The sequence below is a fragment of the Nostoc sp. TCL26-01 genome (assembly GCF_013393945.1).
GTDB lineage: Bacteria > Cyanobacteriota > Cyanobacteriia > Cyanobacteriales > Nostocaceae > Trichormus.
In genome coordinates, this window is the sequence record NZ_CP040297.1 from 2,990,918 (window position 1) to 3,003,651 (window position 12,734).

Genomic DNA, 12,734 nt, shown 5'->3' on the forward strand with positions numbered 1-12,734 from the left:
TTTAAGATGCTCCAACACTAGGCAAATTTAGAGTAGGAGAGTTCACTGACACCGGATTACTAGCAGGGCTTGTATTTGCTGGTGTAGAACCGGTGGGTGCTTCACCTACCATTTTGGCAACTTCAATACCATATTGTTCCAGAATTACGATCGGATTGGAACCTGCGTTCATTTCAATTCGTTTAATTAAAAGACCATTTGCTAGTCGCTGTCCTGCTTGTACATAACGACTTGCTAATTCATTCGGTATTTTAATAATCGCTTGGGGTTCTCGACCAATGACAACTACACCAGTGACAGCCACAGCTCTTGCTAAGTCAGGTTGCGCGGGTGGTGGTAATACGGAGACTAAAGTCGGATTAGGAACAACTTGCGGTAAAACTCTCGGTAAAACTGCTGTGATTGTCACACGTGGCTTGGCTGCCAGTGTTTTTTTATTGCTCAGATTGTTGTTAGCTTTCGCCGTCAACGTTTTTGGTTTAGTCCCAGCTGGGAGAGGAGGTAAAGAGGGAACTGGTCTAGCTCCAGTATTTGTGGACATTTCCGCAACTGGTTGTCCAACAATCTGTGCAAAAGGATCAGTTCGTCCTTGGGTTACCAAACCTACCCTCTGAGCAGCATTGGTTGGTTGGATTAAGTTAGAAGCCGCAGAGGCGACATTTGGATTTGTTTTAGGGGACACCACAGGATTACTAAAGGATTGTGCTTTAGGTGGTGTCTTGGCTACTGGAGCCGGAGCCAGAGCCGCAGTTGGGGTAGGATTAGCAGCCTGTGGTGTTTCTTCTGTAGTACATCCAGCGATCGCCACGGTTAGAATAGCTGCAACTAAGATTTTAGATTTTCTGCCCATTAGCCGTTCTCAAACGCTATCGGAAAATTTGTTTTGAAAAATCAACCACGCCTTTTTAAATTTTTGGCAAAGTTGTGTTTCCTTTATAACCTAATTTTTCTAATTTCAAGCGTTGTTTAAATTACTATTATTCCAGCGTAAATACTGATGACTTTATGAATTCAAGGCTTACTCAACAAGACCTGCTGTTGTGGGAAAGTGTAAAACTATAGAGACTTAAGTAAGTCTGTGGGAAAAAACAAAACTGAGTTAAGAAAAGTAAACAAAGCCGAAATCCTCTTTCCTCCTGCCTTCTGCCTCCTGCCTCCTGCCTTGCCATAGCGATAATTTTTAAACCTGAGCTACTTAGAACCCCCACACCCCTAATTTTTTAATCATCCGCCGTAGACATGAGATGCTTTAATAAGTCCAAACCTTTTTTGACTCTCCGCGACACCGTAACTACACTAATACCTAAGTGTTCTGCTACTTGTTTTTGCGTCAAATCTTGCAAAAATACACATTCTAAAACTTCACGAGTCCGTTGTTCTAGTTGAAACAATGCTTGTTGTAAACGCAGTTGGTCTTCTTGTGCTAACTGGAAACTGCGGTAATGATTGTCAGGAACCATTTCTCCCAAGCTAGCGGCTCCTTCTTCACCGTCTTGCACCGGCACATCTAGACTCAAGGGAGAGCGATTAATCCATGCCAGTTTAATTTCTTGCCATTCATCTGGAGAGATTTCTAAAGCTGTGGCCAATTCTGAGTCAGTGGGTTGGCGATTGTATTCTTCTCTGAGAGAACGAGAAACTCCTATGGCTCGTTGTTGGATGGCTAAATAGCGTCGGGGAATCCGCACGGTGACACCTTTATCTCTGAGGTAGTGTTGAATTTCCCCTCGGATATAAGGAATGGCAAAGGAGCTAAAGGCATGACCTTTAGAAATTTCAAACCTTTCGATAGCTCTGATTAAACCTAAACAACCAACTTGCACCAAATCTTCGTAATTTTCACGACATTGGTTGATCCAGTAATGAGCCTCTTTTCTGACTAGTCCAAAATTAAGCTGGACTAGTTGATTCCGAACAGTTTCTGAGCGAGATTGCTGGTATTCTCGCAACAACTGCCAAATCTCGTACTTTAATTCATTGGTAGCTGTTGTAGGCATAGCACCGGATTGATTGAGAAAATAAATATGGAGAGTAATCGCTAGTAAATTAGACTGCGATCGCGTGATATCAAACCAAATTTGATGATCAAAATACCAAAGGATTGACAATCGAGCAGAATTTAAATTAGCGAAAATGAAATTGTGTTCTTATGAATTTTTGGTGTTTCCTGTAGCTTTATCAGTGCTACATAGAGACAAAATAAGAAATTTCTAGTTAAAATTGAAACCGAGATTGTACTTAATTTTCCTAATAGGTAATCAGGCTGACTTTCTCCTAGATTTTGAGCAGTCAAAGTAGATCAGTTCTCAGTAGAGTTACTATAGGAGATATAGGAATTTTATGTAATCTTTAAAACTTAAAAATAATCAGTGTAAATTAAGCTAGTTATTCAGATTTTGGCAAAAGAATCAAGAGTAATAAGTGCAACATCTCAAAACTCATTGCTACTGAAATAGAACTGAAAAAGTTTATATTTATTTACAAATTTTCGACATGAGCAGAGGCTATGGGCAATAGGCAATAAAAAAAGGGCTAAAAGCCCTTCGTTGTCATTATTGGTAATTTAAGAAAATTTAAGCGCGGTTGGGTTCAACACGAGCGTAAAAAATACCCCGAATTTTCACTTCCTTGGGTTCATCAGCACCTAGATCAGTGTCAGATGGTTGTTCGCTTTCAAAAGTACCAGCAATTTCACCACTACCGCTATCTACTTTAGCTACTTGTAGAGAAATGTTGCCTTGAAGAATGTCAGTACGCTTAACGTTAGTGCGGGTGAGTTCTTCATCGTCAGCTTGGGCTGGAAGCGCTACGGCGTTATCATAGCCGCTAACAACACCACGACCTTTAGGATCAAGGAAAGCAGCACCACGATAAGAAGGTACCTTGAATGAGCCTTCAAAGTCGGTGGAAGTATTGAGACTGCTTACACCGGGTTGTGTTTGAGCCACTAAGTTTTTAATGGTGAACAGGAATGGTACTCGTTCACCACCAGGTAGCTGTACAGTGATGGCTTGGAAGTCAAGACCATCTTTTTCTGTAAAGGTGAGGCTTTTGTCTTCGTTGAACTTGAGATCACCAGATACTTGGTCAATAGTGGAAGTGTATCTAGTTAACAATTTGCCACCAACAAATTCTGCTGTTTGGCGTTTGTTAGCAGGTTCTTCCTTGACGAAGAAATTGGTTGGTTCCAAGCAAAGTTCTTTGATGACATAGGACTGGCTAGAATCTAGGGGAATGGAACCACGGCTGGTTTCTGTCAGCTGGGGACATTTGTTAGCCAAGCCAGTACCCCGGATTTGTTCGTAGGTGAGTATGTCTTTACCGCTAGAAGCAGGAGCATCACTACAAGCAGTAATTAGCCCCAGGCACATAGCCAAGAATGCAACAATTAAAGCGCGATACCTCATGGTCAACCTCAATGTCAAAAATTGATATATAAAGGGTTTGGGCATAGGGATGAGTACACTTAGATCCAATATGGCATCAATGTGTACCTCAACTAACGCGAAGATGAAATTTAATTTCGCGCTTTGTCAATGCCGATGGCATCAACAGCGTCGCCCAAGTCGTTCTGTATTACCTATGTGTTACCACTAAATACAGCCCATTGCTTTATAAGGAAATCAGCCAGATCATACGATTTTTTTTAACTCAAAATCAAAGCACTCTAGTGTCAACTGATTAGCTGTGATCCCATCATGCTCAGTTTGAGTCTGTGTGAAGCCTTACTGCTTAGTTTTTTGATATGACTGACGAGTGTGGAGATAGGGGGATAAGGGGATAAGGGGATAGGGGGATAAGGGGACAAGGGGACAAGGGGGACAAGGGGGACAAGGAGAGAATAATTTTTGACCAATGACTAATGACCAATGACTAATGACTATTTACACTCACAGCAAAGTAAATTTGAGTAGATAAAATTTAAATGGAGAAAATTGCATGAACAAAAACGGTATTGCGGAATCAGGGGAATTTTCTGAGAAGTTACAAAATGTTACGACGGTAGTTTACGATGTAGCTGCAAGTTGTCAAGGCGATACGACAGCGCTATTAAAATTACTGCGTCAGTTGGAGCAGTTACACCGAGAAATTCGGGACGGAACGTTTCAAGAGAGTTTGCCAAATAATCGTCAGCAGCTATACGCATTGCTGAAAGATATTGAATCTGAGGGTGGCTGGCCTTACATCGAACGCATGAAATTGCAAGCCTTTTTGCAAAACTTGTTAGAAGTAGAGGCGAAGGAAAATCAAGCACAAATTAGCGAAGATGATGTTTTGAGTGGCGATCGCACTTGGAGTTAGTTGTGATAGTTGCTGATATCATGACAGAGTAGGCGATCGCGTTCTTCTACATTCCGGTTGTGTTCGAGGTAATTATTTACCCAACTACAACCACGAGATAGCAGGTCATCAAAGTGTAGATTCCAGAGAATGATGGTATTGTCATCGCTAGCCGATGCTAATGTTTGACCATCTGGGCTAAAACTGACGCTTAAGACGGGAGCATTATGCCCGTTGAGGGTTTTTATCAATTTACCCTCACGGCTCCACAGCTTGACTGTACTGTCCCAATTGGCAGCCGCTAGTATTTCCCCATTGGGACTAAAACTCACTGCATTAACGCTGTCACTGTAACCTCTTAATAAGGTTTTTAACAAAGTTCCATCCCGTCGCCATAACCTAACTGTATTATCCCAGCCGGCAGAAGCTAGCAACTGGTCAGTGGGACTAAAGCTGACACCTAATACCCAGCCCTCGTGGGGGGCAAAGGTGTTGATTAAAGTCCCATCCCGTCGCCAGAGTTTGATAGTTTTATCGTCACTAGCAGAGGCTAAAACTTCGCCGTCTGGGCTAAAACTGACGCTATTGACTCGCGCCTGATGCCCTACTAAAGTGGTCAATAAACTACCGTCACGATGCCAGAGTTTGATGGTTTTATCTCGGCTAGCTGAGGCTAACAAATTCCCATCAGGGCTAAAGGCAACACTGACGACACTATCGTTATGTCCTGTGAGGGTGTTTAGTAAAGTCCCATCCAGTCGCCAAATTTTCACTGTTTGGTCTTCACTAGCAGAGGCTAAGATTTCCCCTCTGGGATCAATGGTTACACTATGCACCATGTCTTTGTGACCAACTAAAGTTTTGTCAAGATGGGCTGCTAGCTTGCCATTGTGCCATTCTCTCCGCCATAGTTTTACTGTGCGATCGCGGCTACCAGAAGCCAACATCTGACCGTCAGGACTCCACGCAACGCTCAAAACTCGATCTTCATGTCCCTGTAAAACAGGTAGTGTAGGGGCTGCTAAACTCCAAAGTTTGATGCTTTTGTCATAACTCCCTGATGCGAGAGTTTGGTTATCGGGACTGAAGGCCACACTGACAACTGCATCACTATGTCCCTTGAAAGTTTTGATCAGGTTGCCAGTCTGAGTCCAGAGATTAATCGTATTATCATCGCTGGCTGAAGCTAACTTTGTGTTGTCGGCACTGAAACTGAGGCTCCAGACTGTACTAGTATGTTGCCGAAGAGTTTTATAAGCATAGATTTCTGGGATATCTTGCTGATAATCATCCCATTGCCAGATTTGAATAATTTTGTCTCGTCCGGCGGAAGCGAGTAACTTACCATCAGGGCTAAAAGTTAACATTGTCACGCCTAGTTGATGAGCAGACAATGTTTTGACTAAGCTACCATTCCGTTGCCAGATTTTGATTGTTCGGTCTTCACTGGCGGAAGCAATGAATCGACCATTAGGACTGAAGCTAACCCAGTTAACTGCACCTTTGTGTCCTTTGAGGGTGGTGACTAAGCTACCATCTCGCCGCCAGATGCTAATAGTTTTATCTTTACTGCCAGTGGCTAGTAATTCTCCATCAGGGCTGAAACTGACGTTATAAACCCAATCTTTCTGGACTATGGGTGTTGTTAAAGTTTCCGGTGCAAATGTCCCTGTTATGGGGTTTTTGTGCCAAATTTGCACGGTTTTATCTAGACTGGTGGAAGCTAGGCTTTGGCCATCGGGACTAAAACTGACACTGGTGACAGCACTGGTATGGCCAGAGAGGGTTTGCAGTAATTTTCCGTCAGGAGTCCAGAGTTTGATTGTCCGGTCGGTGCTAGCTGATGCTAATAACTTACCATCAGGGCTGTAAACTACACCCCAGACAATATCGCTGTGTCCTTCGAGACGATTTGACTCGGTGACTCCATAAACTGCTTGTTGTAGGGCGGTCATCACCCGCATTTGGGTTTCTGGTTTGACATCTGTAGCTTGTTTAAGTTTTTTCCAGGCGCGTAAACTTTCTAAGAGAGCATCAAATTCTTGGTGGGAGGAAAATAGGGCTTCACTAGATGCCGCGATCGCACTAATCTGTAAATTGATTTCGCTACGTTCCGCGCGGATGGTTTGAATTTCGGCGGCTCTTTTTTGGACATCGGCTTGCCACCATAGGGAAGCGATGGTACTACCCATAATGGCTAGCAAGATACCAGCTATGCGTGCTTCTCTGAGGCGGCGGCGTAGGACTAAATTGAGTTGTTCCTGTGAGAATTTCTGGGCTACTTCGGCTTGGGTTTTTTCTAGCTTAACTTTTTCTAATTCGGCGGCGATACCATAGTCGTTTCTCTGGCGAATTGGCTCTACTAAATAATCATGCACTAACTGGTAGCGATCGCCTAATTCTTCTCGCCAGCACAAAACTAAACCTGAACCCACTAAGATTTCTAAAATTAACTGCCAATTTGACTCTGATTTTGATGTGATATCCAGATCTAGTGCTACTACTAAATCAGCTTTGGTTTTCAGGGGGCGTGTACCTTTTTCATCAGTTAATTCAAATAATAATTGCCAACTTAAATCAGCATTCTCTTGACCACAATCTTGCACAACTTCTTCTAGCCAGCGTTCGATGAGTTTTTTTGTCCCGCCACACTGTTTGTATTGTTCTAATGTATTGATATTATCGGCTTGCAGTTGTGCGCCTACTATTTGTAGCTCAATGGGATGAACTTCTCCTGTTTCTCCTGCTAAATCTTGTACTAACTGATTGGTTAAATCTTGACTGATTTCATACTGAGAACATTCAGTTAAGTAATAGATAATCCCTTGGGCATCGGGAATGGAAAATTTCCCTAAATAGTAGCGAATATCTTTATCTAAAATATTCTTGTTGATGACACTTAAGTCATAAAAACTATTTTTACTAATTTTATCCCAGCGTTCAAAATCTAATAAATAATGGAGATAGTCTTCTCTCAAAGAAATAATTATTTTGACATAGGGAATATTTAAGCATTCACTAAAGAACTGATAAAAATTCAGCTTTTGCTGAAAGCTACTCACAAAAAAGAACTCTTCAAATTGGTCGAAAATAATGATGATTGTATGATTGCACTCAGTAGCAAAGCGGATTTTTTCTAATAAAATACTGGGTGTAAATTCTAGAGAATTGGCTGTGTCTTCCTGTGTAATTGCTTGATGAAAACTACGTCCTAAAGTTGTCACCCAATCAGTGTAACTAGATAAGACAATAGATAAAGGTATACGCTCACCAATGAGTTTTTTGTGTAAAGTTGGCACTAACCCAGCTTTGAGGAGAGAACTTTTCCCCACGCCTGAAGGACCATGAACGATGGTGAGTTTATAATCAGCGCGGGTAATTCTTTCGATTAAGCGATTGACATCTTGGTGTCTTCCAGATGCAGCAATTTCTTGAGCAACTTCCTCTGGTAGAGAGGGAATTGTTGGTGATTCGATGATGGGGTTAATTTTGTAACGCTGTGATTGTAGCTGACTTGCACCGATAAAAGCACGCAAACCATATTGATGTTCTATCTGAATTTTTTCTTGCTTGAGTTTAAAGGCTTCTATATAGTCATGTCGTTGGATAAAATAGAGCGATCGCAGTTCTACTAAAATCTCCAAATAAAGTGCAGGTTCATACTGTAACTCACAAATTACTCTGGCCCATTCTAAGTTAGTAATTGCTTGTTCCCACTGACCCAAATTTTTTTGCGATCGCGCCAATAATAGCAGATACCAGCTTTCTTGATGTCGAGTCACTTCTGTACTTTGTTCAGCAATTTCTAGTGCAGTATTGGCTAATTCGTGAGCTAGTATCCAATCAGATTCTGCACCAGCCACAGCCGCTAAAAAGCCATAATTCTGAGCAACCTGAGCTTGATGTCCATAGATTTTATGCAGTTGTAAAGACTTGTGAGCTAATTTTTTCAAGTCTTGCCAAACTTGTAATTTGTATAGCATTTCACAAGCGGGTAGCATAAATTTAGCTACTAAATCTTGTCGTTTTGTTTCTGCCAATAAATCTAGACATTGATTAAACCAGGTGAGTGCGTGTTGCCAATAGTTACTACTAGCACTCTGGTGTAAATCTGCCATGCGACGATAACATAGCCCTAAATGAAATAATACTATGGCTTGCCAAAGCTGATGGTGAGAATTTGCTTCTAGACATTTATATTCATAAGGTTTGTCTTTTTTACTAGCCTGTTGCCATAGAGCCAAACTTTTTTGATAATGTGATAAAGCACTATTGATTTGATCATTAACATATTTATCACGCCCTAAGACAAACTCTAAACTAGCTTCTAATCCTGCTTCTAGTTGAATATTGTATAACCGCAGTAAATCATTTCGGGCTGACTCAATTTCGTGACGATGTTGAGATTTAGGAGCTAAATCTAGAGCAGCATTGGAGACAAATTTCTCAGCACCCACCTCTAATACTTTCGTAAATAAAGATTCTGTCTGTTGTCTAATTAAGGCAATCAAATCTTCCTGAGACATTTCAAATTTGATTGTGGTTGCTGCCCAGCTTTTAAAATCAGGAGCTAACCGAGCAAGTAATGATGCTACGTCATCTTGCAGCCAGAGTATTAACGGAAAAGGAAAAGTAGCAGAGTAAATGTCTCTTGATTGATTGATGCCGATTAGTAAGTCGTCTGGAGGGATAATTGAGTCTAAACCAAAAACCATCACAGCTGATGGGAGAGAATCTGTAATTACGGCTGGATGATCTAGAAATAATTCGGAGATAATTGTGGTGTGTAAAGCAGTTGTTGATGGTTGGAGGTATAATTCTCGAATGTTAATGTCTTTACTTAAGTCTCGCAGATGCTCGCGCATTTGTTGACGTAATTGCTGATAATTACACCGCACGAGAATCAGAGAAAATTCACCTTGAGAAAGTTGAATAGCTCTAATTAGCCTTTGCAGAGAATTTTGATTATTGTTGGCGATCGCTGTGGTAATTTGCACCTGAGTCATAACTAAAATTTTTCATACCCAGAATAAAAAATTAAAAGGCTGTTCATGCCTTTTAATTTTTGCTTTTGCCAAATTTAAAGCTTGGCTGTTCAACTCAAAATTCATCATAAATCAAACATCCATAAAGTTTGATTTGATTAGTTTGAATTTTGAATGTTAAATTGCTGAAGCTTTTGCTTGAATTACTTAAGTTGTCGCCAAGCTAAAACTTTTTCTGTCTCTGCTAAAGCTGGACTAATCCCAAACCAACGCCCCACAGGATCACGATATTCAAATAAGTACATACTTCTCAGTAAACTTTGGTAATCAGATTCACCCTTGACACTTTGTTGTTGCACTACTTCAAACAGTAATTCCCATTGACATTCATCAATAGCCAATAGCAAATCATCACGGTAATCTTTAATCACAGCTTCCAAACAATCTCTGGCAAAGGGTGGATCTTGTCTTTGTAAGCAGCTGTAAAGTAAACCTAATAAATTGCGGATGTGTCCCCCACTAACGCGACACAAACGATCTAAAGTATCAGGAGCATCAAATAACTCTGTGATAAACTCCTGTCTCTCCTGACTAGAAACTTCTGGAAAAGCTCTTGCTAGTACTAACTGACGCAGCAGCGACATTCCCGGTTCATAGTCACTGCTATCTCTTTTTCGCACTAGCACCATTGGTAATACTTTGGGTGCAATACCCCCACCTAGACGATTCTTGAGGGTTTCGTACTCGGTGGAAAAAATTAAAGCCAGAGGAATCGTATAAACTACATGGCATTTGAGCCTACGTAATTGTTCCCCCCTATCAATAAATAGGTATTCTGGTTGTGTCCTTCCCGATGCCACAGGACGCATATCAACTCTGTCTAAGTTATCGACAATGACAACTAATCCTTTCTGTCCACGGCGCTTGAGTTGTTCAATAGCTTTCTCTAAAATTTCTTCATTAATTGCTTGCAAAATGCTATTGGTGCGTGGCTCTAAATACTGCCGCAATTGATTACGTAACTGAGTACTATCTTTAGTTTTGGCTGTAATTTTGGCAATCCCCAAAGAAAATTCAGCTTCTCCAGATAGTTCGATGGGAGCTTGTAAAAAATCTCCGATTTCTCTGAATAAATTAGTAAAGTAACTGGGTTTTAATTTGATGCCAATTGCTTCTAAACTGACACTGACTTGACGAGCAACACTCAGCAAAATGTCACTCACATCAATGTCTGCCATATCTAAGTCTTGGCTAGACTCAAAATAAACTACATGAAATCCTGCTACTTCCAACTCTGCCTTGAGGCGCTGTAACTCAGTTGACTTGCCGCAGCCAATGTGGCCTGTAAATAATTGACAGGTAGGCTCATCGGGAGAAATACGGCTAATAGTGCGTTGTAATTCTTCGACGATTTTACAACCACGTACATCAGCAAAATCTATGTAGTACTGTCGATCAGTCGCTACGCTCATGTTGAGAGTGTAGCTAGGATTACATGATTTATAAAAACGTGATAGATTAAGTGTATTTCCCATTCCAGATGTAGATGCTATTTTTTGTCTTTTTATATACTTATTGTCTCTCTCTATTCGTTGTTGTGCGTAAGTATTAACCCCGAACTTTGACTCGTGGAAGCCAGCAGGATGTTTTAAATGTAATAGGACTTACGCAGTGTCACTAAATTTTCTGGCTTTTTTGTCAATGGTCAATGGTCAATGGTCAATAGTCCAAAAAAACTTGATTTTGAACGCCAGTCCGCACAACGGGAAGGCAGTCTGGGCGGGTTTCCCGACTTGAACGCATAAATTATGCCAATGGAGTCATGAAGAATTACAATATGGTAGAGTAATCAAAAATCGAGCATTGATTGCTGCTGAAAAAGTGCAAATATTCCTCGTTACTATCTCTACTGATAGAACGAATTATATCGCCACTAATGGGTTAGAGGACGTTGGAAAAGTCTGTTTCTTTGTCATGTTGAATGCAACTTAGCGGAATGAAACATCTCGGTATGTGCCACAAAACCTAGATTCTTCCTGACGCTCCAGTCAGAATGACATTTTTATACCTACTGAAACTTTTCCAACACCCTCTTATATCAAAGTTCTACGGATGTTACACAACAAATGTGGACAATTCGTTGATAAATTATTGGGGTTATGAAGTGATTAAATGTCAAATAGGATTTATTAATAGCATTAATAAAGGTATATTTATTGCTGGCATTATTATAGGAATATGGTTGATTAGCCTCATCTTGCTGCTGTCATTAGATATCTCTCATACAAACACAGTATTGATCGGACTGGCTATGTTTTGGCAAACATTTTTGTACACAGGGTTATTTATTACAGCCCATGATGCGATGCACGGTACTGTTTTTCCCCAAAATCTCAAATTAAACCATTTTATAGGTAAAATTTCCTTACTATTATATGGATTATTATCTTATGAAAAAATGCTGATAAAACATCTATTGCATCATAAATATCCTGGCAGCAACAGTGATCCAGATTATTACGATCGCCCACAGCAAAATGGTTTTTTATGGTATTTAAATTTCCTGAAATCTTACTGGCAATGGCGACAAATCATCGGATTAACCATCTTATTTCAAGCTACTAAACATTTGACGGGTATACCCCAAAATAATTTGATTTTATTTTGGTCATTGCCTGCGGTTTTGAGTTCAATCCAGCTATTCTATTTTGGCACATTTTTACCACATAAAAAGCCAGAAAACGGGCATACTAACATCCATTGCACACAAAGTATAGCCATGCCTATTTTTTGGTCATTTATTACCTGCTATCACTTTGGCTACCATCAGGAACATCATGAAAATCCGCACATTCCTTGGTGGAAATTACCAGAGGTTTATCAGCAAGCGAGAATAGAGAATCAATATCCATAGAATTGGCTGCAAAATTGAGATACAAATGACATAAACCCCAATTTCTCACGAAATTTATGAAACCGAAGTCCAGAGGCTGTAGGGGCGGGTTCACAAATATGCTTCAATCATTTACGAATATCTCGTTAACCCGCCCCTACCGTTTTGTGGGAAATGCAGGATAAAGCAGTATAGTTTGTACAGCTAGTCTTTTCTTTAGTATGGGGAAATTTACCAATGTCTACCGACACAGTTGCTTATGTGCAAGAGAATGAGTTTGATGCGCTTTTAAGTGAACAGACAGTTGTGGTTGTTGATTTTACTGCTACTTGGTGTGGGCCTTGTCGCCTCGTTAGTCCATTAATGGATCAACTTGCCCAAGAGTATCAAGATCATCTCAAGGTGGTGAAGGTAGATGTTGATCAAAATAAGCCTTTGTTTAAAAGATTTGGTCTTCGCAGCATTCCGGCCGTTTTAATTTTTAAAAATGGGGAATTAATCGAGAAAATTGTCGGAGTTTCACCTTACGAACAGTTTAGCAATGCCGTTGCTAACCTGATTTAATTAGCTGTAAA

Annotated in this window: 8 protein-coding genes; 3 read left to right on the forward strand and 5 right to left on the reverse strand. The window is 40.6% G+C overall.

The genetic code is table 11. The features are described from left to right. Nucleotide 1 precedes the first annotated feature (1 nt). From FD725_RS12830 to FD725_RS12840, 3 genes are all read right to left on the reverse strand, one after another. Nucleotides 2-850, reverse strand: coding sequence for a hypothetical protein (locus tag FD725_RS12830; protein ID WP_179048506.1), 849 nt, complete (start codon nucleotides 848-850; stop codon nucleotides 2-4). Between the two features lie 370 nt (nucleotides 851-1,220). After that, on the reverse strand, nucleotides 1,221-1,997 hold the full coding sequence (locus FD725_RS12835; protein ID WP_179051520.1) for an RNA polymerase sigma factor SigF: 777 nt from the start codon (nucleotides 1,995-1,997) through the stop codon (nucleotides 1,221-1,223). A gap of 576 nt (nucleotides 1,998-2,573) precedes the next feature. Then, nucleotides 2,574-3,407, reverse strand: coding sequence for a photosystem II manganese-stabilizing polypeptide (locus FD725_RS12840; RefSeq protein ID WP_179048507.1), 834 nt, complete (start codon nucleotides 3,405-3,407; stop codon nucleotides 2,574-2,576). A 532-nt stretch (nucleotides 3,408-3,939) separates the two neighbouring features. Here FD725_RS12840 and FD725_RS12845 point away from each other — a divergent pair. Next, on the forward strand, nucleotides 3,940-4,302 hold the full coding sequence (locus FD725_RS12845) for a hypothetical protein (RefSeq protein ID WP_179048508.1): 363 nt from the start codon (nucleotides 3,940-3,942) through the stop codon (nucleotides 4,300-4,302). Here the strand turns inward: FD725_RS12845 and FD725_RS12850 are convergent. Beyond that, complete coding sequence (locus FD725_RS12850; protein ID WP_179048509.1) at nucleotides 4,299-9,287, reverse strand: hypothetical protein; 4,989 nt, start codon at nucleotides 9,285-9,287, stop codon at nucleotides 4,299-4,301. The two genes, FD725_RS12845 and FD725_RS12850, sit on opposite strands and share 4 nt — an antisense overlap. A 182-nt stretch (nucleotides 9,288-9,469) precedes the next feature. Beyond that, entirely contained in the window at nucleotides 9,470-10,801 is a 1,332-nt protein-coding gene (locus FD725_RS12855; protein ID WP_179048510.1) for an ATP-binding protein, read from the reverse strand. Nucleotides 10,802-11,406: 605 nt separating this feature from the next. Here FD725_RS12855 and crtW point away from each other — a divergent pair. Both crtW and trxA read left to right on the forward strand, forming a co-directional pair. Then, nucleotides 11,407-12,180, forward strand: coding sequence for a beta-carotene ketolase CrtW (gene crtW, locus FD725_RS12860; RefSeq protein WP_256871897.1), 774 nt, complete (start codon nucleotides 11,407-11,409; stop codon nucleotides 12,178-12,180). A 216-nt stretch (nucleotides 12,181-12,396) separates the two neighbouring features. Next, a complete protein-coding gene (gene trxA, locus FD725_RS12865) occupies nucleotides 12,397-12,723 on the forward strand; it encodes a thioredoxin (protein ID WP_179048512.1) in 327 nt (108 codons plus the stop codon). The last annotated feature ends 11 nt before the right edge of the window (nucleotides 12,724-12,734 follow it).